Source organism: Novacetimonas cocois (genome assembly GCF_003311635.1).
Taxonomy (GTDB): domain Bacteria; phylum Pseudomonadota; class Alphaproteobacteria; order Acetobacterales; family Acetobacteraceae; genus Novacetimonas; species Novacetimonas cocois.
In genome coordinates, this window is the sequence record NZ_QEXL01000003.1 from 182541 (window position 1) to 207542 (window position 25002).

The window sequence follows — 25002 nt, forward strand, 5'->3', positions numbered from 1 at the left end:
AAAAATATATGTCGTTACTGATGGCGATAATCAGGAATTTCCATCTTCCCCCTCACCTCCATGACCCGGTCACGCATTTTTTCTGAACACATGTTCTGCAGATTATCGGGAACCATCATGATGGGACTTGTTCTTTCGAAAATCATGTCATTTACCGACAGGCAGAATGATGGCTCCATTCCCTGTATCCGCATGCATGTCATGGTTCACCGGACCGACCTGCAGGGCTTTTTACAGATCTGGCATAAACCGGCCGGATATTACCGGAATGGTGCGTGGCCATTCCTTAATCCAGACGCATGCAACCGCGACATCCGGCCGGACGTTAACCCATCCCCTTTCAACAGGTGATCCATGTCGCCTGCCCGTTCCCTTGTCGCTGCCATTCCCGTGCGTAACGAGGCGGATCGTATCGGCTGCTGCCTGCGTGCCCTTGCGGCGCAGCAGGATGCCTGCCTGACCCATGCCGTGCTGCTGGTGAACAACAGCACCGATGGTACGGCGGACCGGGTGCAGGCCGCAATTCCATGCCTGCCTTTTTGTGTTTCCGTCGTCGAGCGGACATATCCGCCGCCCGTGGCCCACGCCGGAACCGCGCGGAGCGACGCCATGAAAGTGGCGGCCGCGATGGCGGGGCCGGACGGTATCCTGCTGACGACTGACGCCGATGGCGTTGTCGCGCCGGACTGGCTGGCCCGCAATCTTGCCGCGCTGGATAACGGGGCCGATGCGGTATGCGGGCGGGCACTTATCGACCCGGCAGAGGCCCGGCTGCTTCCTGCATGCCTGCATGAGGATGACCGCGCGGAAATGGCCTATGCCACGATGCTGGACCGTATCCATCACCTGATCGATCCCGATCCGCACGATCCGTGGCCACGCCATACGGAACATTCCGGCGCCAGCATCGCCGTGCGCGTGGGGGCATGGCGGCAGGCGGGCGGCGTCCCGCCCCTGCCACTGGGCGAGGATCGTGGATTCCTCATGGCGTTGCGGAACGTCGATGCCGCCATCCGTCATGCGCCCGATGTCATGGTAACCGTATCGGGCCGCACTGTCGGACGCGCGCGCGGCGGCATGGCGGATACGATGGCGCGTCGCCTGATCCGGCAGGATGAAATGCTGGACGAAAGCCTTGAACCCGCCACGACGTGCCTGCATCGTGCTCAGGCCCGTGCAGCGTTGCGCCGTCTGCGCGCGATGAACCCTTCCACCCGATCGTATCAGGAGGCAGGCAGGCGTCTGGCCCGTCAGCTGGGCCTGCCCCTGCCCTACGTCATCGGGGTAACGCAGGAACGGTTTTTCGGCATGGCGTGGAGCCAGCTGGAGGCGACAGGTCCGGAACTGCGGCGCATGCCCGTCAGGCGCTGCGAACTGGATCTGCATGTCCGGCAGGCCGAACGGATCATGCGCCAGTTACTCGCGCCACGATCTGCCGCCTGCGTGTGACGCCCCCGGCTGCCGGCAATGCGGCGCATCGTTCAGGACATCCAGCCGATAACGGGGATGACGGCGGGCATGGACCACGCGCATCCCCCCGGCGACGCATTGATCGATGAAATAACCGGCGGCTTCGTCGCCATGGCACGGCGTATCGGTCGGGCCCGTCCAGTTGACCAGCATGACCGGCGCCCCGGCCTGTCGCACATGCAGGCACTTCGTCGCAAGATGCCCGATATCCTGTGGTGTGAGGAAATACAGCAGTTCCGAAATCAGGATCAGGTCACATCCGTGCGGCGGCAGGGGCGGAAAAGCCTCTGGCAGTTGTCCCCTGTAAAATGAAATCCCCGTCAGCCCGGCGCAGCGATGCCGGGCGCGTTTCAGGGCCGCTTCCGCCACGTCCACCGCCGTAATACGCGCGCACTGCCGCGCAAGCTGGGCCGTCATGACCCCGATGGAACAGCCGAGTTCCAGTGCGTGATGGAAATGCCGTCCCGCCAGCAGGGACAGTGTCGCGTGATACTTGTCACGTTCGTACGCCCGCGTCCTGAACCCCCAGGGGTCCGGATGGTGTTCGTACATCCGTTCAAACACGGTACGCGACCAGCTTGCGCCCGTCATGGGTCGACAAAGACCTCGAAATCCGTGATCAGCGCTTCCAGCAGTTCCTTCGGAAGGCTGAAGCCGGTGGGGTCATCGGTAATCAGGTTGCCATACTGGCTTTCATACATGCCGACGGCGCGCGCCTTGGCCGCACGAAAGGGCGCGATGTCCAGGCGCATTCCCGTGGGCCGTTCATGATCCACTTCCGTCTCCGCAGGGATAAGCCAGCCCCACACAGGATAGGCCAGCACCCGCAGCCCGCAGGACTGTCGCAACGCGACGGCCATTTTCCACGCCGCCTCATGATCGCAGTGCGGATCGGCCCGCCATGGGGCCAGCACCACGGCACAGCCATGACTTTTCGACAGTCGCGCCAGTTCCCGCACCACCTGATCGAACATCACCTCTTCATGCGGGACCCTGGTGTCGGGAAGGTTGAGGAAAATCAGGCGCTCCGGCACAAGCCCGAGGCAGGACACGGCATGCTGCGCCTCATGCTGCCGCTGCGCGCGCAGGCGCGGTGCGGGCCATGCATGTGAATGGGGGTGGGAGCCCACGCCATCGGTCAGGATCACCACGATCGGCGGATGACCCGCCGCGCAGCAGGCGGCAATCAGCCCCCCGCAGCCAAGGCTTTCATCATCGGCATGCGGGGCAAGGATCAGGGCCGTGCCGGACACGATCGCCGATAACGGCGCCATGGGCAGGTCACGCAACATTCCCTGCAGGACACCGGCCTTCATCGCATGTCCTCCATCCGGGGCAGGTCGCGATGCGTGAACCATGCCGCCCCCTCGCACAATGTTTCGTCCGGGGCGGGCTGGCGCAGATAGGTCGCAAGGTCGCGGATCAGCCGTTCGGCCACGTTTGTCCGGGTGAACGCCGACAGCCCCAGGCCACGCTGCACCAGTTCGATGACATCCAGCCCCGCTCGTTCCACCGCGATGCGGGCCAGATTTACGGTGGCGACGATATCGCCCGCGTCCCGCCCGTCCTGCGTGGCAACGATCAGCGCGGCCTTTCGGGTCCACAGATACGCGGTTTCCGTGGCGATCAATGCCTGACCGATGCGGGCCTGCTGGGCCGGGCTTTCCGCGCGTCCACGCTCCGCCAACTGAAGGCGCAGCAGGGTCGCCAGCCGTTCGATCCCCCCCAGCGCCACGGCCATGCCACGCCATGCGCCGGCGGAAAACTCCGGCTGGCGCAGGTAATCTCCCTCCTGCCCGATCACCGCATCGGGGGGCAGCGTCATCGCACCGAAATCACACCGTCCCGTTTCCGCGCCGCGCATGCCCGACAGCCCGCCAAAGACAGGGGATACATCGCGGCCATCATCCAGCGTCACCAGCAGCATGCGCGTCGTCTCATCGTGCGTGCGGGCCGTCACAAGGGCACGGGTGACATGACGCGCGCCGGAGGCAAAGATTTTCTCGCCCCGCAACCTGATGGTCCCGTCCACCTGTTCCATGCGCAGCGGTGTCGTACCTTCGGTCACCCATACGCCAAACAGGGCGCCATCATGCACATCCGCAGCGGCACGGGCCAGTTGATCGGGGGTGCCGTAACATGCGATCAGGCGAATGGCGTTGATGTGCCCTTCCACGATACGGCCAAGCGCCAGACTTCCCTGCCCCACCAATCGCAGGAGATGCAGCAGCCCGATGATATTCTGCTGTCCGGTGCCGAACCCCTGCCCGCCCAGCGTATGGGGCAAGGATGCGGACAGGACCCCCAGTTCGCGCAGGCGGCCCATCCCCTCGGACGGGAAGGCGGCCTGCGCGTCATTGGCGCTTGCCTCCTCTTCCAGTTCCGCGCCACAGGCCGTCAGGGCTTCGAAGGGGAAGGTCATGGCCGCAATGCTCTTTTCGTCGGGGAAACCCTAATCCGCAGGCAAAGGAAAAAAACGGCCTTCCTTTGCCAACCTCCCCACAGAAACAGCGCCCGTGTAAGTTTAGTTCCCCCTGATTTGCGATCGGGGTCTGTCAAAACATGTAATGATGCCCGCCATCATGGCGCCCTCCCCTTTAATGCGGGAAGAACTGCCGGATGACAGAAGGCGGCGCGGTTCAGTCAATATCCCCCCGCACCTCCGTCTGGCCGCTGCGTTTGAGCAGGACCAGCGCGACGACATACACCACCAGCCCCCCGGCCGACAGCATGGCCCCGCCAATCCCCAGCGCGCCATAGCCGAACTGGTTGGCCAGCAGGAAACTGCCGAGCGATGCGCCAAGCGCATTGGCGATATTGAACGCCGAGTGATTGAGCGATGCCGCCAGCGTCTGCGCATCGCCCGCGAAATCCATCAGCCGTGTCTGCAGCGCCGGGCCAAGGGCATTCACGAAAGCGGGGATGAGCAGCACGTCAAGCATCAGCGCCATCTCGTCATGCAGCACGAAAGGAAAGACCAGCATGACAAGCGCACTGCCCGCCAGCGCCAGCAGCGCGGCAAGGTTGAGGTCACGGTCAACGATCCACGCGCCGACATTCGCCCCGATCAGCATTCCCGCCCCGCAGACGATCATATAGATCATGATCAGCCATTCAGGCACATGCGTCACGTTCTGCAGAACGCTGGTCAGGTAGGTATAGATGGCGAACATGCCGCCAAAACCGATTGATGCCGTCAGCAGGGTCAGCAGAAGCTGCGTATTGGCCAGCGCCTTTACTTCGCGGAAAGGCGAATTCCTGCGGTTGGGCACATCGGCAGGAATATAGCGCCATATGCCAAGAACGGTCAGCAGGCCCAGCGCCGCGATCAGGAGGTAGGCGATGCGCCAGCCGAAATGATCCGCCGCGAAGGTGGAAAATGGCGCGCCCACAAGCGTGGAAATGGCGATGCCCGACAGGATGCGCCCCACCGCCCATCCCCGGCGCCTGCGTTCGACCATGGAGGCACCGACCAGCGCGGAAATGCCGATCAGCGCGCCATGCGGCAGGCCGGTGATGAAACGGGCGACCTCCACCAGTTCCGGGCTGGGCATGACCACGCTCAGAAGATTGGCGCAGCAGAACAGCGTGAAAAGCAGCAGCAGCAGTTCACGCCGCGACAGCCGCGCGCCAAGGATGGTGATCAGCGGCGCGCCGATCACGACACCCAGCGCATAGGACGTGATGGCATGCCCGGCATCGGCGGCCGAAAGCCCGAGCGACGCCGCAAATTCCGGCAGCATGCCCATGATGGCGAATTCGCCGGTGCCGACCACGAATGTACCGAAGGTAAGGATAAAAAAGGCGGCTTTCGCGCCATGTGGCGCCACGATGGGCGAAACACCGCCCGTGGCAGGCACATTTTCTGTCATCTTGTACAATCCGGTAGGAAAAAGGATTCAGGCCGTAAGGGTCTGCGCGGCGATACGCGCGATGTCGATGTCATCTTCCGTGCTGGCGCCCGATACGCCAATTCCCCCCAGCACGCTACCATCCGCCCCTTTCAGCACAAGCCCCCCGCCAAAGCTGGTCAGGCCGCCATTTGTATTCTCCAGCGTGTAGGCACCGCCGCCGGGATGGCCAATCCGCGCGAAATCGGCGCTGTCCATATGAAACAGGGCGGCGGTGCGGGCCTTCTTGCACGCCACGTCGATCACGCCCAGCGGCGCGTTGTCCATGCGGATGAACGCCATGGGCCATGCCGCCTGATCCACGATGGAAATACATACACTGACCCCACGGCGGCGTGCCTCCGCCAAGGCAGCATCCATCATGGTCATCGCGTCGGAGAGTCTCATTTCCTGATTCCGGAACCTGTCGCAAAAAAGCGCAGGGTAACCGCGACCGGGCAGAGGTGTAACGTCCAAATAATGAAAAATCCGATTTGTTCAACATTGCTGAACCGTGGCGCGTTCCACATGCTTCATCATCATCCAGGCCAGGCGGACCAGACGTTGCGGCGGCAGCCGGGATGACGGACCTGTTACCGCGATGCTGGCCCGGACTTCCCCATTTTCGCGCCACGGTACCGCGACCGCGTTCTGGCCCGGGCGATAGGTTTCAAGGTCAAGTGCATATCCCTTGATGCGCACGGCCTCGATCTCGTGCCGCACGCCGGCATCCAGTGCGTTGGCGCGTGTGCTCAGCACGCGCTTGCCCATGCCGGGCACGAAGGCAAGGAATATGAGCCCCACCGCCGATCCCTCCAGCGCCTCGCGACGCTGCACGCGTGCGGCCGCGATGTCGGGATCGTGCGGGTCGATAATATCCAGATAGGCCGCCTTGTCCCCGCTGGGCACGCCCAGATGGACAGTCCCGCCACTTTCACGCGCAATGATTTCCAGCGTGGGGCGCATCCTGTCGCGCAGGGCATGGTCATCGCCCACGATACGCGAAAGGTTGAGAATACGTCCCCCCAGATGGTAGCGCATGTCACCCGGCCGCCGCTGTACATAGCCAAGATGGGCAAGTGTCTGCAGGATATTGTGCACCGTCGTTTTCTCGATACCTGAAATCGCGGCAATCTCGCGCAAGCGCGCGCTGCCACCCGCCTGCGCGATGATTTCCAGAAGGGCGGCCGAACGCTCGATGGACTGGATCAGCTTTGGTGTCTTGTCCATGAAACTGCTTTTCTGTCCTACACACTCATGGGGCCTGTCATGGGCGGGGTGCGACCCGCCCCATCATCCCGCCTTTGCGCAGTATCCGAACCGGGGATCGCTGTCACCCCATCCGGCCATCGCGATCCATTACGGTGCGGCGCAGGGTCATGGGCATCATGGGCCGCGAGGTTGGGGCTGGACGCCTGATCCTCGCATCAATTTACTGCCACGCCGGGCCACCACTGCCACGAATGGCTCTTTGACACGTGATCAGGACCATGACCGGTCGGTGTCACGATTATCCCGCCGACAGGTGCCGGAGTGCGCAACTCCCGCAGGCAGGAGGACTTTATAGCGGGACAAATCACGGCCTGTATTGCCGGAAAGGACGGACCGATGTCGTTCCTTCACAACCTTACCTGTCGCCGCTGTTTCAATCGCACATTTGCAACGGCGCTTGTCGCGACCCCTCTTGCGGCCCTCGCCGGACGCAGGGCCAGCGCGGCGGACAGGAAGCTGTCCCCTGTTCCGGGAAGCCCGAATTCCGTGCGGAGTCAGGTTCTTGATAAGGCGGCGGATGCCCTGCAGGTCAAGAAACCGATCGATGCCATGAGCGAGTATCTGAACGGATTTCATTTTTACGCCGACGATATGGGCCGCCAGGTCGAAGCCAATCATTTCTGCACGCATCTGAACGAGGATTTTCACCAATGCGTCATTTATGAAGCAAATCAGACAGACGCCAAGCTGCTTGGGATTGAATATATAGTCAGCGAAAGAATATTCAAAACGCTCCCTGAAGAAGAAAAGAAGTTGTGGCACAGTCACCAGTATGAAGTAAAATCCGGCATGCTGGTTGCCCCAAATGTCCCCGATTTAGGGGAGCATGCTTTCATGGCTGACCTCGTCACGACTTACGGAAAAACATGGCACACCTGGCAGATAGATCGGAATCCTGATTTTCCCTTCGGCATTCCGCAGCTGATGATGGGTTTTACAAGAGATGGTCAGATCCGGCAGTCCCTGCTGGATGATCGGGACAGGCGTTTCGATATTTCCACCCAGAGCGAAAGAAAGAACCGTGCCGATATTCCACTGCCGGACATCGTTCCCGGCGCGAACGCGTGGCAGGGTGGAAAGACAATGCAACTGCAGCTGGTCGAAATGCCGGTGAAAAATCTCAGGGGATGAATTCACACATGATTATTCTTGTGCGGGAAAAACAGACCGGATGGATTGTGTCGCCCGCGGGATGTCTCTCTTAGAGATCATGAAAAGCAGGCCAAGCAACACACTGAAATTATAAAAGTTTTTGGTGAAGCTTTTTGCAAAAAGCTTCAAAAGACACCGCATTCCCGAAAAAGGCGATGCAAAAAAACTTTCTTATTCCAATCAACAGATTGTTTCCCAACAGTCTGTTACGCAATCAGATAATGCCTGTCCGCACCATCAGGGCACCGTGGAAAAGCGATTTGCCCTGCATCCGATGCTGCCGGGCAAGACAGAACGGCAATAAAGGGAAACCCGCCCCATCCAGATCAAGGATCCATGAAACGGAAACTGGTGATATCGTGCTTCCGGGCCCGGCGAACGCAATCTCCGCCGGGTGGGGTCATGATACAGCGGCACAGGAGATCGTTTGCAAATGCCTACGGCCGAAACATCCCCTGCCGGTTCGGGGAAAGAACCGCACGGCGCGATCAGCCTGACCCATCCGGGGCGGGTTTACTGGCCGGATGCCGGCATCACCAAGCAAGACCTTGCCGATTACTATGCCATCGTATGGCCACGTATCACCCCGTTCATTGTTGACCGCCCGCTGGCACTGCTGCGATGTCCGGAAGGAATTGGGGGACCACGCTTTTTCCAGAAAAATACGTGGAAGGGCATGAACGCCCATATTCTGACGCTGAACGATCCCACGGAAAACGCGGACGCGCACCTGATCGGCATCCATGATTTCGACGGGCTTATGGGGCTGGTGCAATCTGCGACGCTGGAGATTCACCCGTGGGGCGCATCCCCTGATGACTGGGAAAAGCCTGACGAACTGATCATTGATCTCGATCCGGGGGATGGCGTTGGGTGGGAAGCCATCGTCACGGCGGCGCGTGAAGTGCGTAAGCGCCTCAGCCTTTTCGGCCTAGCTGCCTTCGCCAAGACTTCCGGCGGCAAGGGGCTGCATGTCGTGGTTCCCCTGAAACCCGAAGCCGACTGGGATATGGCAAAGAGTTTTTCCCAAACGCTGGCGCGCGAAATGGCGTCCGACAGCCCGGAACGCTATGTCGCCACGATTTCCAAGGCCAAGCGTCATGGAAAGATACTGCTTGATTATCTGCGCAATCAACGGGGCGCGACGTCGGTTGCGCCCTATTCGACACGCGCGCGTGCCGGCGCGCCGATCTCGATGCCGGTTGCGTGGACGGAACTGGACTCACTGACCGGGGCAGCGCAATTCACGGTGAGCGACATACTGGAACGTCCCGCATCGTTCCACACGGATCCGTGGAAGGATTTCAATACGGCACGGCGTCCGATTACAGCAGCCATGCTTTCCACGGACCACAGTTAAGGATTGATTTTCAGGCATTGATCGGACAGGACTGCTTCCTGCGCAAGGTTCTCGCATTATGGATGGCACCAGATCGGTCCTAGACGATAATCGTCCAATGGAAATGCTTGGCGATCGAGGGGACGGCGGGTATCTTCTTCGGGAAGTCCGAGTTAACAGCATCGGCCAGTCCGGCTGACATAGAGAAACTGCATGAGGTGCGAGGGCAGGTGCCCTACAGCCTCCATTCAGGCTGGTACGCCCATTGACGAATTGTGTCTGTCAAGGGCGGAAGACTGGGGTCCTGTCGAGTGGCTGCATCATATTTCAGGATGAAGCAGGCGGGGCCGTCCTGCACGGACTGGCGTATAGTAGCCTTACCAAATACATGATCGATACCGGTCGCAAACAGTCCCCCGGCAATATCGGCATATTTTTCCCAGAATGACCCTTCATTAGCTTTTTGCAGCATGTCTGGCGTTACCGTGCCATTTCTGAAAGCAAGGATGACCTTACCCAGCGTATCCATGGCGGCCTGACCGCGCGCACGGGGAAAGCCGGTCTGTTTCCAGGCAGGATCCCCTAGATAATGGGCAATGCCTTCGTCCTGCACATCCAGCAGAAGCTGTCTTTCCGGCGTCATGGCTTTCATGAAGGACTGCCACCGGGCATCCGTGGCACGATACCATGAAAAATAGATATGGAATATTTCATGGTGCAGAACATCTTTTATGATATCTGCCGCATTCGTCCCGGTATTTCCGTATGATGCAACCTGCCGCGCATCAATCAGCATCACGGGATCGCCGGATGTTTCATTCAAAAACGGTATGCCGTGCCGCCATGAAAAATGACGGACATACATGTCACTGAATGACGGAACCCCGTTACCCACCACAAAAATGCGCAGTGTGTGGCCGGAACCTTTCAGAGGTGGGACATAGGCGGCGACCTCGCGGGCAATATCCTGTAAGTGCCAGTGGCTCATGGTGTCCAGAAGTGTCTGCACACTCTGGACCGATGGCAGCTTAATGGTGCCCGAGGGCAGGGTCCCAAATGTGGGAACTGACAGTTCCGCCAGTTTACCACCGTCCGTGGTAGCACTCATGGCGTTGCATCGGGCAATGTCGTTTTTGGTGACGCGCATGCAGCGCACCCATTCCGAGGCCCCCTGGGTATCCAGTATAATGGTGGGCATGGGGACGTCCGAAAACTTCCCTGTGGCCATGGCTTGTGGCGCATCGAGCGCCAATCCGGCTGTCAGGAGCAGCAGCAGCAAAACAGAACGTCGCAGCATTGAGGAAAACCCCGCATAACCAGAGGCCGCCATGAGCGGGCGCCACCGGGACCGTCTTTCTTCATACCAGACCATTCTGGAACGGCAAGATACCTCGCTGTCAGGTTGCGGGACGTCATAAATTCTTACATTGAAGCTTCCTTACCTGATTCGAGCAGTCAAGCATCGGAAACGCTTCGCTCAATTTTCGGAAGACTATGCAATTTGTACCACGATTAATGTGAGACGTGCGCGAAATCGATCATTGCTGATCCGAGAAGATGCGGCGCATAAATAAAGAACACGCCGATGAAAACCCACAGCATAGCTTGAAGGAAACGTGCCTGTGTCGAAATTTTTTGCTACGCGTCCGTAAATTGTAGACGGCAAGCAGTAGCATGGAAGCTCGCATGGCCTCATGGATCGTCAATAATAAGGCTAGCACTACAGTTACAATTTGTTTTGTTCGTTAATTGTTCATGGTTCCCATACTTTCCAGAAAGCTCGAATTTCAGGCTGTCTACGGCGAGAAATCCGCAATTTTTTCGTTTTTCTGGTCCGGAAAATAAACTGCAACTGTAGTGCTAATCGCATATGCGAACGTCCGGGTCAGGGTACGCGCAATGAATGCGCCGCGTCCTATCCGTTTTCGTTTTCCCTGCGGGTTTCGGCGGCCTTCCGGGCCGAGGCGGAGCGTTCCCCGGCCGGACGTCGCGCGGCTGCAGCACCGCCTGCCTCCCCTCCCTTGCGGGCGGATTCATGCGTCACGGCATGTCCCCGTCCCGATCCGCTTTTCTTTCCGCCACCCGTTTCCTTGTTGACGGTGGCCCAGGCCCGGCGCTCCGCCTCCTTATCGTTGACGCCACGCTGTTCGTAGCTTTCCTCGATATGTTCGGCCTGTCTCTTCTGCTTGTCCGTATATGCGGATTTGTCACCACGCGGCATGATCCATGCTCCCGTTAATGGCGGTTTTTGCATTATGGGACGAAAACCCCTGCCGGTAACAAGGCAGGGAAACATGAAAAGTTTTCCTGACCTTTCCTTATGCCGGCATTGGCCCCCCTACCTCGCGGCCATGGCAGCGTTCCGGTCAACGCGGTCCAGTAACGCCGCATGTTCCGCGCCCCAGCGATAGAGCATTTCCAGAGGCTCGATAAACTGCTGTCCCAGCGCGGTCAGCCGGTATTCCACGGCAGGCGGCATGACCTGCAGGACTTCGCGCGTCACCAGCCCCATTTCCTCCAGCCCACGCAGGGTCTGGGTCATCATCTTCTTTGACAGGCCCGGAATGTTCCGCTGAAGCTGTCCGGGGCGGGACGCGCCGTCCAGCAGATGCAGCATATGCAGGATCATCGTGGTCCATTTGCCGCTAAACAGGCGCAGCAGACGTCGCGGCGCACAGTCCTCGGCAAACGGCGCACGGCGGTAGATGTCGGGTAGCGGGGCAAGGTCCATGTAAAAAACTCCTGGGAACCATTGGGTGGCCAGGGCACGAAAAGGTGCCGGATTGCGTTTTGTAGCGTTTCCCAACAACGTGCGAAATCCATGTTTCATTCAGGGAGGAAACAGATGTCTCACAGGGCTCTTGTCGTTGGCGCGACGGGGATCGTTGGCCAGAACCTTGCCAACCGGCTCGTTGCGGAGGGCTGGACCGTGTACGGCCTTGCACGGCGCATTGAAAACCTGCCGGGCACCATCATTCCCGTGGCCGGGGATGCGCTTGATCCATCCTCGCTCCGTCAGGCGCTTGCGGGGCTTGAGCCCACGCATGTCTTTTTCACGACATGGACGCGACGCGCGACGGAAAAGGAAAACTGCGTCGCCAACAGCACGATGATCCGCAATGTGTTCGAGACCCTGCCAAAGCCGCAATCCCTTGTCCACGGCAGCCTTGTCACCGGATTGAAGCATTATCTGGGACCGTTCGAGGCCTATGCGCAGGGGGCGCCGCCGCAGACACCTTTCCGTGAGGTCATGCCACGGCTCGATCTTGAAAATTTCTACTACAATCAGGAAGACGTGCTGTTCGAGGCCGCGCGGAAGTTCGGTTTTTCCTGGACGGTCCATCGTCCGCATACCGTCATCGGCTATGCAATCGGTAACCTGATGAACATGGGGACGACGCTGGCTGTCTATGCCACGCTGTGTCGTGAAACGGGATTGCCCTTTGTTTTCCCCGGCTCCCCCATGCAGTGGAACGGCCTGACGGACGTGACGGATGCCCGCCAGCTGGCCTGCCAGATCCTGTGGGCGGCGAGCAGTCCTGCCGGACGCAACGAAGCATTCAATGTCGTCAACGGGGATGTGTTCCGCTGGAACTGGCTCTGGCCTGAACTGGCGGCCTGGTTCGGTATCGAGGCCGCGACCTATCCCGGACATGCCACGTCGCTGGAAGGGATGCTGAGCGGGAAAGAGGCGGACTGGACCGCAATCGTTGAGAAATACGGCCTGCGCGAAAGAACGCTCCATCGGCTGGCGTCGGCGTGGCATACGGACGCCGACCTAGGCCGTCCTGCCGAATGCGTGACGGACATGAGCAAGAGCCGGAAGTTCGGCTTTACCGGGTATCGCTACACCCCGGATTCATTCTTCGACCTTTTCGAACGGCTGAGTGCCGGGGGCTATATCCCCGGACGGAACAGATAGAAAAACAGGGGATCAGGCATCGCGTCTGGTCTCCTCCGGCTGTCATAGGGACTGTTTGAAAAGGCAGTCCCGGAATATGCTGAAATCATAAAAGTTTTTGGTGAAGCTTTTTGCAAAAAGCTTCGAAGAATGTCGCCTTTTTGAAAAAAAGGCGATACCCAAAAACTTTTGTTATTTTCATCAGCCGTTTCCATCGGAAAACATCTTACCATCCGGCATCAATCGGCCGATTTCCTGCCCTGCAGGGAATGGGCATGTTCATCGCCCCATTTCTTGAGTGCCTCGATAACCGGCCTTAAAGTCATGCCCAGATTGGTCAGTTCATATTCCACGCGCGGCGGGACCTCAGGGAAAACGGTGCGGGAAATCAGTCCGTCCGCTTCGAGTTCACGTAGCTGGTTGGTCAGCATCCGCTGCGTGACATTGGGCATGCGACGGCGGAATTCCCCAAAACGCAGCACCCCGTCCTCAAACAGGTGATAGAGGATAAGCGCCTTCCACTTCCCCCCGAACAGTTCCAGCGTGGCTTCCACCGTACAGCCAGGGCTGCATGTCAACGTGGTGTGGCGGATACGGGGCATGGTATCATTCCTGACACTAGTGGCGGTTTATGTGCGTTCTTGCGCAGCAGGACCAACAGGTCAATGTTCATGGACAGGCCAGACACTGCGTGTCTGTTTGTGAACAAGGCTTGTCATGTCGAAATCTTCTCTTTTCACTCCTGTCCGTCTGGGGAACCTGTCCCTTGAAAACCGGATTTTCCTGCCGCCCCTGACACGATGCCGCAGCACGCAGCCCGGCGACATCCCCAACGGGCTGATGGCCCAATATTATACCCAGCGCACGCAGGCCGGTTTCCTGATTACCGAAGGAACGCAGATCGAACCCCGGGGACAGGGTTACGCATGGACGCCCGGCATTTACACGCCGGAACAGATCGCAGGATGGAAACAGGTCACGACAGCCGTTCATCAGAGGCAACGGCCTATTTTCGCGCAACTGTGGCATGTTGGCCGGGTTTCCCATCGCGCCCTGCAACCCGACCATCAGCCCCCCGTCGCACCATCTGCCGTGGCGGCCACGGGCGTAAATGTTTTCATTCCAACCGGGCCGGGCACGGGAAAGCTTGTCCCGCCAGATACGCCAAGGGCGCTGACAATCCTGGAAATCCACCAGATGGTCGAACTGTATGCACAGGCGGCCCGCAATGCACTGGCCGCGGGGTTCGATGGCGTTGAAATCCATGCGGCCAACGGATACCTGATCAACCAGTTCATGTCCGAACGGGCCAATTTCCGTACCGATGCCTATGGCGGGAGCCTGTCCAACCGTCTGCGCTTCCTGCGCGAGGTGGTGGAGGCCGTCCGCGCCGTTGTCTCCGCAGACAGGTTGGGGGTGCGGTTCTCTCCCCTGTTCGGCACCACCACGGAAGAACGTGTCTATCTCGGGCTGCTGGAAAGCAATCCGGCGGAAACCTATACACAGGCCGTTCGCGTGCTGGCGGAAGCAGGCATTGCCTATGTTTCGCTTGCCGAGGCTGACTGGGCCAATGCGCCTGAAATGCCGGATTCATTCCGTGCCACCGTGCGCGACATCTTCGGGGGCCGCATCCTGTGCGCGGGCCGGTATGACCTGAACAGGGCACGGCACGTGCTGGGCCATGGCTGGGCGGACATGATCGGCTTTGGCCGGAAATTCATCGCCAACCCGGACCTTCCCGCACGGCTGGAACATGGATGGCTGCTCAATTCCCTTGATCCGGCAACCATGTATGGCGGTGGCGCGCATGGCTACACCGACTACCCATTTCATAACAAGGAAACGCACCAATGATCGTGTACCAGACCCTGAATCCGACAACGGAAACCATCGAACGCACGTTTGAACTCCATACGCCGCAGCAGATGACGGCGATTGTTGATCGTGCCGAACATGTCTGGAAAACAGACTGGAAGAAACGCAGCATTCCCACGCGCAAGGAGATCATGTCCAAAGCCGCCGACCTGCTGCGCCGGGATCGCGTCACCCATGCGCGCCTGATTGCCACGGAAATGGGCAAGGCGCTGCCTGACGCGCTGGAGGAAATCGACATCACGGCAGATATCCTCTCCTTCTATGCCGAGGGGGCGGAAGAATTCCTTGCGCCGACGCCCCTGAAGGTCAGGGAAGGCCATGCCAAGATCATCAATCAGCCGCTTGGCATCATTTACTGTATCGAGCCGTGGAATTTCCCCTATTACCAGCTTGCGCGCGTGGCCGGCCCCAACCTGATGGCAGGCAACGTGGTAATCGCCAAGCATGCCCCCAACGTGCCGCAATGCGCCCTGGCGTTTGAAAAGCTGTTCCATGACGCGGGCGCGCCGGCAGGCGTTTATACCAACATTTTCCTCAGCAACGAACAGTCCTCGGACCTCATCAAGGATTTCCGCATCCGTGGCGTCGCCCTGACCGGGAGCGAACGCGCCGGGCAGGCCGTTGCCGCCGAAGCCGGTGCGGCGTTGAAGAAAGACACGATGGAACTGGGCGGCAGCGATGCCTTCATCGTGCTGGATGACGCGGACCTTGAACTTGCCGTAAAATGGGCGACATGGGGCCGGTTCGCCAATAACGGGCAGGTCTGCACGGCCGCCAAGCGGATGATCGTGCATGAAAAGGTCTATGATGCTTTCGTCGCAGGACTGAAAAAAGCGATCACGCAGTTCCGTATTGGCGATCCGCTGGCCGAAGGCACCACCCATGGCCCGATGAGCAGTAAAAAGGCGCTCGACACAGCACTTGCGCAGACCGATGAAGCCGTCAAGGCAGGGGCAACCCTGGTGGCTGGCGGCAAGCGGATAGACCGTAAGGGCTTCTTCATGGAACCGACCATCCTGACGGGCGTGTCAAAGGACAATCCCGTATTCTATCAGGAAATATTCGGACCCGTGGCGGTCGTGCATAAGGTGGCAAGCGAACACGAAGCCATTGAACTGGCGAACGACTCCCCCTACGGGCTTGGCGGGGCTGTTTTCTCCCGCGATATCGGGCGGGCCGAAAGGGTCGCTGAACAGGTCGAAACCGGCATGATGTTCATCAATACGGCGACTGCGGCGGCTCCGGAACTTCCTTTTGGCGGGATCAGGAATTCAGGATTCGGACGTGAACTGTCCTTCCTGGGGATCGAGGAGTTCATCAACCGCAAGCTTATCCGCCTGGGCTGATATCCCCGGACACGGGTTTCCATCCGGGCCGTTTCGCCCGGATGGAAACCCGCAGGAAATAACGCAGGGACGCGAACTTTCACGGCGCATCGCAACAGATACGCCCTGTTGTTCGCGCCCCCTGTTCCCTTACAGGCCCAGCGTCCGCTTCAGACCCGCGCAATAGGCATCCATGAAGCGCCGGGACAGTTCGGCATCGGGCACGAACATGTCGAATACATGATAGGCGCCCGGCACCACAAAAACCTCCGTCGGGACGCCGGATGCCATCAGGCGACGGGCATAGTCCAGATCCTCGCACAGGAACAGGTCCATGGATCCCACCCCGATGAACGTGGGCGGAAGGCCTGACAGATCCTTTGCCCGCGCGGCAGCGGCATATGCAGGCGTGTCAGCCCCGCCCGCGGCAGCCCCCAGATAGGCCTCCCACGCGAACTTGTTGGCCGATCGCGTCCAGACATATTCGCCAAAGTCGGGGGCCGGATCCACTTTCGTCGCCGTCCGGTCATCCAGCATCGGATAGATCAGCAGCTGATAGGCAAGCCTGTATTCCTTGCGGTCGCGCGCCATCAGCGACAGGGCGGCGCTCAGCCCTCCTCCCGCGCTTTCCCCCGCGACAACCACCTTGTCGCGATTGATGCCCAGCTTCTGCGCATTTTCATGCACCCATTTCAGCACGGCATAACAGTCCTCGATCGCGCCGGGATACCTGACCTCGGGCGCAAGGCGGTAATCGACCGAAACGACGACAAATCCCATCTTGCTTGCCAGAACCTGGCATTTTGGATCGTCAACTTCGGGATGGCCGGAAACAAGGCCGCCGCCGTGAATATAGACCATGACAGGCGCGTTGGGCCGACGTTCGCGCGGCCGGTAAATCAGCACGCGAACGTCCGGCGCCCCTGCGGGCCCGGGTACGTATTCTTCCTGTGTTTCGACATCGGACAGAGGACGCCCTTCGATCAGGCGTACTGCCGTCATGAAAATTTCCCGCACTTCCGGCAGAGATCGGTCAGACAGCCCGTCAAAGGAGGGCATCTTTTCCAGGATCGGAAGGAATTCGGGATTTACGACGTTTTTCGGCATGATGAACCAAGTCCTCTTGTTATCAGAAACCGGTAATCGGAACCGGTTTCGATAAGGGGACCGTCACTCTCATCCGCGTGATCATCCATGAGGGAAATCAAATATCTTACTGCGCAAATGAATATAAAATATAAAACTATACTATTTTTCTATCTTTTATATCTGCTATCCTGATCCTTCTGTTCTGGAATATATGACATTCTTATATTCTATATGAACAGAAACGCTGCCCTGTATTCAGGAAATCAGGATTGCCCTGAAATCATTGATATTCGTACCCGTAGGCCCGGTTACAAACAGGTCGCCCAGGCAGGAAAAAGCCGTCCAGGCGTCATTGCGACGCAGGAAAATCGCGGGGTCCATGCCACGTTGGTACAGACGGGACGCAGTGGAGGCATCCGCGAACGCGCCGGCATTATCCTCGCTCCCGTCTATGCCATCCGTATCGGCCGCCAACGCATGAATGCCTGCCATGCCATTGATGCCAAGCGCGAAGGCAAGGGCGAATTCGCTGTTGCGTCCCCCCTTCCCATCCCCGCGCAGGGTCACGGTTGTCTCCCCCCCGGAAAGAAGGACGACCGGTCGGGGAAACGGCCGGTTACGCAGGACGATTTCGCGCGCGATCGCCGCATGCACCTGCGCCACGTCACGTGACTCCCCCTCCATGGAATCCGACAGGATCACCGCCCTGATGCCCTCGGCCGCTGCCGCCTCTGCCGCGGCTTCCAGTGACCGGGCGGCGGATGCGATGACATGCACCGTATTGCGCTGGAACAGCGGATCGTCAGGTCGCGGCGCATCCGTCATGGCATGCCGCAGATGGCGCATGATCGCGGGGGGCACCGCAATGCCATAACGTTCGATGGCTGTCAGGGCATCATGCCGCGTGCCGGGATCCGGCACCGTTAGTCCTGACGCCACCAATGCGGGATCATCCCCCGGGATGTCGGATACGACAAGCGTCACCACGCGCGCGGGCCATGCTGCGGCCGCCAGCCTGCCGCCCTTGATACGCGAAACCTGCTTGCGGATCATGTTCATGACCGAAATCGGCGCGCCCGACGCCAGCAGGACTTCGTTAAGGGCGATTTCATCGGACAGGTCCAGCCCTTCCACCGGCGCGGGCAGCAGGGCGGAACCGCCGCCGCACACAAGGGCAATCACCAGATCATCCGGCGTAAGACCGGCCACCGCATCAAACAGCAGCCGCGTCGCCTCTAGCCCCGCCGCGTCCGGTACGGGGTGGCTTGCTTCCACCACGCGGATGCGTTCGCATTCCACGCCATAGCCATACCGCGTCACCACGATGCCGGACAGGGGCGCATCCCATGCCTGTTCCAGCGCGCGGGCCAGTTGGGCAACACCCTTTCCGGCGCCAACCACGACCGTCCGGCCCGCAGGCGGGGACGGAAGGAAAGGCCGCAGCACGACTTCTGGATCAGCTGCAACCACGGCAGCCCTAAAAAGGCGTTTCAGAAACGCACGCTCACCCGACATGGGCAACTCTCCTCAACCGGGCATCCGGTCCATCGGGGCAGACAGGCATGGCTGATCGGGCGGGCGCATCCATGATCGCGTATTCCCGCGCCCGTGACGGGCCTGCCTCGTCATGACGCGACAGGCCCCTTTTCCCATCAGGCCGCGACGCGGGCAGCGTGGGACGGGCTTTTGCCATCAGGCTGGAAAAGTGCCGCGTCCATGACACGCAGCGTAGGAGAGACCAGAAGCGATGCCTGCGCCTGATCGAGGATCTGCGTCTGCAGATCGATGCCGGGGGCGATTTCCGTTACCATCAATCCATCCGGGGTCAACTGCATGACGCAGCGCTCCGTCACGTAGAGCACTTCCTGTCCCTGCGCGATCGCACGCGGACCGGAGAAGGAGACCTGCTCCAGCTCGTCAACGATTTTCGCAATTTTGCCTTCGCGTTCGATCACAAGCCTGCCGTCCACAATGTCGAATTTCGCGCCGGCGTTGAAATAGCCGGAAAACACGATCCGCCGCGCACGCGACGTGATATCGACAAACCCGCCCGAACCCGCCGTGACATGGGGCCGCGCGGACAGTTTCGAAACATTGACCGACCCGTTGCGATCGATCTGGAGGAAGGAAAGCAGGGAGATGTCGAAGCCACCGGCTTGGAAATAGGTGAACTGATGGGGGGATGCGACAAAGGCCTCGGCATTCGATGAACAGCCGAATTTGAAATCAAGCAGCGGAATCCCGCCAACCGCGCCCTGTTCGATCACCCATGTCACTTCGCCATGGCGCCCTTCCTCAAGAAGGATGCGCGGCACGTTGGCCGAGATTCCAAAGCCGATGTTGACCGCCCATCCGGGTCGCAGTTCACGCGCCACGCGTCGGGCCATGACCTTGGCCACGTCGAAAGGCGGCAGGGCAAAACTGTCGAGCGGACGAAACACCTCGCCCGAAATCGCCGGGTCATAGGGGGTTGCGGTGGTCTGCAGCTGGTTCGGGGCTTCGACCACGTAATCCACCAGAATGCCGGGCACGCGCACGTCATGGGGGCGCAACGTGCCTGCCTGCGCCACCTGGCGGACCTGTGCGATGACGATGCCGCCACTGTTATGGGCGGCAAGGGCGAGTTCCATGGCGCCAAGGTAGGCGCCCTCGTTCTCGAACGTCAGGTTTCCCCGTTCATCGGCGGTACTGGCGCGGATGATGGCGACATCAGGACGGATCGCGGGGAAATACAGCCATTCCTCCCCCTGGAATTCCACCTTGCTGACAAGTGGCGTTTCCCGCGCGGCCTCGTTCATGGCGCAGCCTTCCTGCGCGGGGTCGACAAATGTGTCCAGTCCGACCTTCGTCAGCACGCCGGGACGCATGGCGGCCCCCTCACGCAGGATATCGAAGATGATGCCGCTGGGCACGTTATAGGCCGCGATTTCGTTGCGTCCCAGCATCTGGCGGATCAGGGGTGGCTCGGCCGAGGAAGGGCCGGACGGATACGACCCGCCGATAATGCGCGAAATCAGACCCGGCTGCGCCAGGTGGTCCACCCCCCGCGTGCCGAACATGTCGCCCGCGGCGATGGGATGGATGGTCGTGATGTTGCGCGGCGCGCCTTCGGTGCGGAACCGCTCGCCAATGGCGGCAAGGACCGCGTCGGGGCAGCACAGGCCGCTTGATGAATTCACCGCGACAATGGCGTTATCACCGATCAACGCGGCGACGTCCGCGGCGCTTTTTGTTTTTGACATACCGGAACCTCTCATCACCATACATAACTATCTGGTTATTTATATATCCGGACCAACCCGACCTCAAGCGCTATTGCCAAAACGTGTTGTCCCCCACGCGCATGTGAATGTCCTGTAAACAGGTCATTTTTTGCCATACCGGAATGATGGATCGTCCCCGCAGGGCATGCGACGACACATCATGGCAAAGGCTGAATCTGAAGGGATGCCGGTTCCCTAGGCTCAGGACCCATTGATTTGATTGCGGAAATCTGATTCAGGCTCTGTGAGGAGGCTGGAGATGAGCGACCTGTTTTGGCTGACGGACGAACAAATGGAGCGTCTGCGGCCCTTTTTTCCAAAGAGCCACGGTGGAGCCCGCGTTGATGACCGCCGTGTGCTGAGCGGCATCATTTTTGTCAATCGGAACGGTCTGCGCTGGCGCGATGCACCCCGGGAATACGGTCCACATAAGACGCTCTACAACCGTTGGAAGCGCTGGGGCGCCATGGGGATCTTCGTCCGGATGATGGACGGTCTGGCTGCCGGAAAGGCAGGGCCCCAGACCATCATGATTGATGCGACGTATCTCAAGGCACACCGCACGGCTTCGAGCCTGCGGCTAAAAAAGGGGATCCAGGTTGCCTGATCGGCCGCACCAGAGGTGGCATGAACACGAAGCTGCATGCGATCACCGATCAGAGCGGACGACCGCTGAGTTTTTTCATGACTGCGGGACAGATCAGCGATTATACCGGTGCCGCTGCCCTGCTGGACAGTCTTCCTGCAGCACAATGGATGCTGGGAGATCGCAGGTATGACGCCGACTGGTTCAGGGACGCCCTGGAAGCGAAATGTATAAAGCCTTGCATTCCAGGACGGAAATCTCGCGAAAAACCGGTCAGATACGACAAGAGAAAATATAAACGCCGCAATCGCATCGAGATCATGTTCGGAAGGCTCAAGGACTGGCGGCGGGTTGCAACCCGCTACGACGGATGCCCGACCGTCTTCTTCTCAGCCATCTGCCTCGCCGCAACCGTCATCTTCTGGCTATGAGTCCTGAGCCTAATCTCTCTGCAAGCATTCGCATAATCACCTGACATCTCAATCGGAATTCTAACTTAATGCACCTTCGGTTTCCGGAATCACTCAACGTTTATGAGTATTATTTCGTTAAGTGATTAAAATTGTAAGTATAACGTGACACATGGCAGAGTGTAGCATTCCAGCAACGTACCAATATCGAAGAAATGGGATAGGTATTTTTCCCTCGATAATCATTACGTCCCGTTAATATCTTTTACTATCGTAAATCGACGGAAGAATCGCGGGGCATCATGAACAGACGAACTTCTCTCCTAATTACGACCATCTGCTCTTTTGTCTCTTTCGGAGCAGTCGCCGCCACACCCAACGGAAATCCTGTAACAAAGGAACAGAATCCAGGAAAAAGCGGAGCCGCCCGCGCACGTCGTGCAACGACAGCGCAGACGCATCCGCGTGCTGCGCAAAACCTGAAGCAGGAGAACAACACAGGTGTAAACAGTTCCGGAGTAGAAACAATAAATGTGTCGACCGGCACGCACACAGTGAATCGAAAGGCGCGTGACAGCATGAGTCCCGTCTCGGTTGTCAGCGCGGCAACCTTGCGCCGGTCGGGCCAGATGAACCTGGCTGATGCCCTGACCCGCACCTATGCCTCGATCAATGTCAGCACCATGGGGGCCGATGCGGGCGCCCTGACTTCCGCCATTCGCATGCGCGGTCTAAACCCGAATGAAGTGCTGGTGCTTGTTGATGGCAAGCGCCGCCATACGACTGCCAACCTTTATGCGGATTCAGGCCCGGATTCAGGCTCGACCCCGGTTGACCTGAATATGATTCCGGCCAACGCCATCGATCATATCGAAGTGCTGGAAGACGGTGCGGCCGCCATGTATGGCTCCGATGCGATTGCCGGTGTGGTCAACATCATCACCAAGAAACAGGATCATGGCCTGAACTTGAGCGGCCAGACCGGCGCGAATGCCTATAACGGCGACGGCTGGGGCTACCAGCTCAATGCCGATGGCGGCATGAAGCTGGGGCAGGATGGATTCCTGCATATCAGCGGCCAGATGTACCATACGGATCACTTCGTGGCCAACAACGCACGGGACCACCGCCTGCTTGGTTCACAGCCTGCCGATGCCAGCAGTGCGACCTATACCGGCGTCAATGCCGGCAAGATTTCAGAACGCTCCAACAAGATCATGAGTACGCCGGAAGAAACACGTGAAAACCTGGCGATTGAATGGGGCAAGCAGTTTACGCCCGGTATCAATTTTTACGGGCTGATTACTTATGCTCATCGTCATGCGGAAGCTTATGAAAATTACCGCACTCCCACTGTAGGTGGCTCCTGCGAGGCCTGCGCAGCCATTGCGCCCTATGGTTTCTCACCACTGGAAACCATGGAAGAAAACGATTTTGCCGCCACATTGGGCCTGAAGGGTGACAACTTCATGGGCTTCAACTGGGATATCAGTTCCACCTATGGTGAAGATATCGACAAGATCGGCAACAAGAATACCCTTAACACATCTTATGTTGCCGATTATGGATCCAGCCCCCGTAAGGCGCGGGCTGAAAGCTACAGCATGGTGCAATGGACCAACAACGTCGATTTCCGCCGTCGTTTCAAGATCGGGGACGTTGTTCCGATGACGCTTGCTTTTGGCGCGGAAGAACGGATGGAATCCTACAACATCACCGCAGGTAATCCCGTCTCGTACATGGGAGGCGGTACGCAGGGTTATGCTGGCATCTCCCCCGGTTCGGCTGGCACATGGTACCGTGACATCTGGGCATGGTACCTGGATGGGGATTTCCGCCTGACCAGGAAGTGGGAACTGGATTTTGCCGGGCGGCTGGAACATTACACCGACGTGGGCAACACGGAAAATGGCAAGATTTCGACACGTTACAACTTTAGCAAGCGTATCGCCATTCGTGGCACCATCAGCACGGGCTTCCGTGCCCCGACGTTGGCTGAATCACATTTTAGCGCCGTCAATGTTTCACCTACCGGTGCCAGTGGCCTGCTTGCCGCTGATTCGGCAGCGGCCCAGGCCATTGGTGCGACCAAGCTGAAGCCCGAGCGTTCGACCAGCGTCAGCGGTGGCATCGTGCTGGAACCTGTCGATGGTTTCCACGTTGAAGCCGACGTCTATCAGATCAATATGCGTGACCGCATCGTTCAGGATACGAATTTCGGCGGCTCTACCCCTTACGGTAATACAACACAGGGCGAGGTCGCGGCGCAGGCCATTGCCCAACTGGCCTCCCTGCCAACCGGCTTTACCGGTTATAACGATGTGTATGCAGATTATTTCACAAATGGTGCCAGCACCCGCACACAGGGCGTGGACATCAAGGCGGATTATATGTTCCGCTTCCATCAATACGGCAATCTTGCTCTGTCGATGTCGATCGACCTCAACCGCACCCGTCTGCATCATAACGGCGCGGACCTGAACCTTTCTGACATCGCGGCAATCACAACCGATTATCCGCGTAGCAAGATCATCCTGAATGCTTATTATACCTACAAGAACTGGGATTTTAATATCCGCCAGACCCGCTATGGCCAGACCAGTGACATGATGCAATATCAGGACTGGGGTCCTTCGGCCCTGCAGTACTCCAACAACGCCCTGCAGCAGTTCATCAATACGCCACACTGGCTGACGGATATTGAAATCGGCGTCCGGTTCAAGAAGAACTGGCACATGGCGGTCGGCGCCAATAACGTATTCAACGTGCGTCCGCGCATGGTCCCGCAGGCGCTCAATGCACTGGGCGCCATGCCCTATGATGAAGATTCCGCCCAGATCCCCATGTATGGCGGCTATTATTACGGCCGCCTTAACGCCAACTTCTGATCCTGTCTGACAGCTGAAGTCAAAACGCCCACGGCCCACGCCATGGGTATTTTACTGATGATGGGCATACACCCTGCTATTTTCTGCGATCATTTTGCAACCCGCCCAAGACCAGAGAGGCGCGATCTTCATATCCGCTCATATTGTTTCCGGACAGAATCCGTTCCGAGCAATGGAGCCAGGTGCATCACGGCTGTTGTTATGGGAATTTGCTGGTGACAAACGCTCATCCGCGCAAGGCGCCCACGCGCAGGCAACTTTTAACACGTATTGGCATGCTTGCCGGTAGTGCCGCCCTGTATCAGGCCATGACGTCTATGGGACATGCGCAGGGTGTGGATTTTAGAGACTGTTTAAAAAGACAGTCCTGACAACTCACTGAAATCATAAACTTTTGTGAAGCTTTTTATAAAAAGCTTCACAAAGGCGCTACCCAGAAGGTCGGTTTCGCATCGGGCAATTACATCAATCCGGGTCCGTGGCGTATTCCCTAGGCTCAGGACTCATTCTTTGAGATAGAAGATGAAGCTTGCTGCGATGTG

General features: G+C 58.9%; 22 protein-coding genes and 1 pseudogene. 10 read left to right on the forward strand and 13 right to left on the reverse strand.

The genetic code is table 11. From position 1 onward, the window contains the following. Window positions 1-354: 354 nt before the first annotated feature. Entirely contained in the window at window positions 355-1449 is a 1095-nt protein-coding gene (locus NJLHNGOC_RS03620; protein ID WP_113595135.1) for a glycosyltransferase, read from the forward strand. Here the strand turns inward: NJLHNGOC_RS03620 and NJLHNGOC_RS03625 are convergent. From NJLHNGOC_RS03625 to NJLHNGOC_RS03650, 6 genes are all read right to left on the reverse strand, one after another. After that, complete coding sequence (locus NJLHNGOC_RS03625; protein WP_113595136.1) at window positions 1417-2061, reverse strand: SAM-dependent methyltransferase; 645 nt, start codon at window positions 2059-2061, stop codon at window positions 1417-1419. The genes NJLHNGOC_RS03620 and NJLHNGOC_RS03625 overlap by 33 nt on opposite strands. Further along, a complete protein-coding gene (locus tag NJLHNGOC_RS03630) occupies window positions 2058-2786 on the reverse strand; it encodes a PIG-L deacetylase family protein (RefSeq protein ID WP_113595137.1) in 729 nt (242 codons plus the stop codon). The genes NJLHNGOC_RS03625 and NJLHNGOC_RS03630 overlap by 4 nt, the downstream gene beginning before the upstream one ends. Then, window positions 2783-3892: an acyl-CoA dehydrogenase family protein gene (locus NJLHNGOC_RS03635; RefSeq protein ID WP_113595138.1), complete on the reverse strand. Its 1110-nt coding sequence runs from the start codon at window positions 3890-3892 to the stop codon at window positions 2783-2785. The genes NJLHNGOC_RS03630 and NJLHNGOC_RS03635 overlap by 4 nt, the downstream gene beginning before the upstream one ends. Before the next feature lie 217 nt (window positions 3893-4109). Next, window positions 4110-5342, reverse strand: a complete 1233-nt coding sequence (locus tag NJLHNGOC_RS03640; RefSeq protein ID WP_113595139.1) for an MFS transporter — start codon at window positions 5340-5342, stop codon at window positions 4110-4112. 27 nt (window positions 5343-5369) lie between these two features. Further along, on the reverse strand, window positions 5370-5768 hold the full coding sequence (locus NJLHNGOC_RS03645) for a GlcG/HbpS family heme-binding protein (RefSeq protein WP_113595140.1): 399 nt from the start codon (window positions 5766-5768) through the stop codon (window positions 5370-5372). 90 nt (window positions 5769-5858) lie between these two features. Continuing rightward, complete coding sequence (locus NJLHNGOC_RS03650; RefSeq protein WP_113595141.1) at window positions 5859-6590, reverse strand: IclR family transcriptional regulator; 732 nt, start codon at window positions 6588-6590, stop codon at window positions 5859-5861. A gap of 378 nt (window positions 6591-6968) precedes the next feature. Between NJLHNGOC_RS03650 and NJLHNGOC_RS03655 the strand changes: the two genes are divergently transcribed. The 3 genes from NJLHNGOC_RS03655 (at window position 6969) to ligD (ending at window position 9144) form a co-directional block, all read left to right on the forward strand. Continuing rightward, the gene (locus NJLHNGOC_RS03655; RefSeq protein ID WP_113595142.1) at window positions 6969-7763 is read left to right on the forward strand and encodes an OBAP family protein; all 795 of its coding nucleotides are present in this window, start codon (window positions 6969-6971) and stop codon (window positions 7761-7763) included. A 124-nt stretch (window positions 7764-7887) separates the two neighbouring features. Continuing rightward, window positions 7888-8088, forward strand: coding sequence for a hypothetical protein (locus NJLHNGOC_RS15590; RefSeq protein ID WP_133258660.1), 201 nt, complete (start codon window positions 7888-7890; stop codon window positions 8086-8088). A gap of 129 nt (window positions 8089-8217) precedes the next feature. Next, window positions 8218-9144: a non-homologous end-joining DNA ligase gene (gene ligD / locus NJLHNGOC_RS03660; protein WP_113595143.1), complete on the forward strand. Its 927-nt coding sequence runs from the start codon at window positions 8218-8220 to the stop codon at window positions 9142-9144. A 214-nt stretch (window positions 9145-9358) separates the two neighbouring features. On the opposite strand, the gene NJLHNGOC_RS03665 is transcribed toward ligD, so the two are convergent. From NJLHNGOC_RS03665 to NJLHNGOC_RS03675, 3 genes are all read right to left on the reverse strand, one after another. Further along, the gene (locus tag NJLHNGOC_RS03665) at window positions 9359-10453 is read right to left on the reverse strand and encodes a DUF5700 domain-containing putative Zn-dependent protease (protein ID WP_133258661.1); all 1095 of its coding nucleotides are present in this window, start codon (window positions 10451-10453) and stop codon (window positions 9359-9361) included. 585 nt (window positions 10454-11038) lie between these two features. Then, window positions 11039-11344: a plasmid stabilization protein gene (locus NJLHNGOC_RS03670; RefSeq protein WP_113595145.1), complete on the reverse strand. Its 306-nt coding sequence runs from the start codon at window positions 11342-11344 to the stop codon at window positions 11039-11041. Between the two features lie 117 nt (window positions 11345-11461). Next, on the reverse strand, window positions 11462-11854 hold the full coding sequence (locus tag NJLHNGOC_RS03675; RefSeq protein ID WP_113595146.1) for a winged helix-turn-helix transcriptional regulator: 393 nt from the start codon (window positions 11852-11854) through the stop codon (window positions 11462-11464). 114 nt (window positions 11855-11968) lie between these two features. Between NJLHNGOC_RS03675 and NJLHNGOC_RS03680 the strand changes: the two genes are divergently transcribed. Beyond that, on the forward strand, window positions 11969-13045 hold the full coding sequence (locus NJLHNGOC_RS03680; RefSeq protein ID WP_113595147.1) for an SDR family oxidoreductase: 1077 nt from the start codon (window positions 11969-11971) through the stop codon (window positions 13043-13045). 218 nt (window positions 13046-13263) lie between these two features. Here the strand turns inward: NJLHNGOC_RS03680 and NJLHNGOC_RS03685 are convergent, their stop codons facing one another. Beyond that, window positions 13264-13626, reverse strand: a complete 363-nt coding sequence (locus tag NJLHNGOC_RS03685; protein ID WP_113595148.1) for a winged helix-turn-helix transcriptional regulator — start codon at window positions 13624-13626, stop codon at window positions 13264-13266. Between the two features lie 115 nt (window positions 13627-13741). On the opposite strand from NJLHNGOC_RS03685, the gene NJLHNGOC_RS03690 reads away from it, so the two are divergent. Further along, on the forward strand, window positions 13742-14878 hold the full coding sequence (locus NJLHNGOC_RS03690; RefSeq protein ID WP_113595149.1) for an alkene reductase: 1137 nt from the start codon (window positions 13742-13744) through the stop codon (window positions 14876-14878). Next, on the forward strand, window positions 14875-16245 hold the full coding sequence (locus tag NJLHNGOC_RS03695; RefSeq protein WP_113595150.1) for an NAD-dependent succinate-semialdehyde dehydrogenase: 1371 nt from the start codon (window positions 14875-14877) through the stop codon (window positions 16243-16245). Before NJLHNGOC_RS03690 ends, NJLHNGOC_RS03695 begins: the two co-directional genes overlap by 4 nt. A 129-nt stretch (window positions 16246-16374) precedes the next feature. On the opposite strand, the gene NJLHNGOC_RS03700 is transcribed toward NJLHNGOC_RS03695, so the two are convergent. From NJLHNGOC_RS03700 to NJLHNGOC_RS03710, 3 genes are all read right to left on the reverse strand, one after another. Then, on the reverse strand, window positions 16375-17331 hold the full coding sequence (locus tag NJLHNGOC_RS03700; RefSeq protein ID WP_113595151.1) for an alpha/beta hydrolase: 957 nt from the start codon (window positions 17329-17331) through the stop codon (window positions 16375-16377). Between the two features lie 237 nt (window positions 17332-17568). After that, entirely contained in the window at window positions 17569-18828 is a 1260-nt protein-coding gene (locus tag NJLHNGOC_RS03705; RefSeq protein WP_113595152.1) for a glycerate kinase type-2 family protein, read from the reverse strand. 137 nt (window positions 18829-18965) lie between these two features. Further along, a complete protein-coding gene (locus NJLHNGOC_RS03710; RefSeq protein ID WP_113595153.1) occupies window positions 18966-20555 on the reverse strand; it encodes an acyl CoA:acetate/3-ketoacid CoA transferase in 1590 nt (529 codons plus the stop codon). Window positions 20556-20835: 280 nt separating this feature from the next. Between NJLHNGOC_RS03710 and NJLHNGOC_RS03715 the strand changes: the two genes are divergently transcribed. The 3 genes and pseudogenes from NJLHNGOC_RS03715 to NJLHNGOC_RS16250 all read left to right on the forward strand — a co-directional run. Continuing rightward, window positions 20836-21593 (forward strand): IS5 family transposase gene (locus NJLHNGOC_RS03715; protein WP_113595154.1). Its coding sequence is split into 2 segments (ribosomal slippage): window positions 20836-21169 and window positions 21169-21593, totalling 759 coding nucleotides; the frame shifts between segments, so codons are not numbered across the junction. A gap of 281 nt (window positions 21594-21874) precedes the next feature. Further along, on the forward strand, window positions 21875-24460 hold the full coding sequence (locus NJLHNGOC_RS03720) for a TonB-dependent receptor plug domain-containing protein (protein WP_239021309.1): 2586 nt from the start codon (window positions 21875-21877) through the stop codon (window positions 24458-24460). A 215-nt stretch (window positions 24461-24675) separates the two neighbouring features. Then, window positions 24676-24951: pseudogene (locus NJLHNGOC_RS16250) on the forward strand (flavin monoamine oxidase); the annotation flags it as partial. Between the last annotated feature and the right edge of the window lie 51 nt (window positions 24952-25002).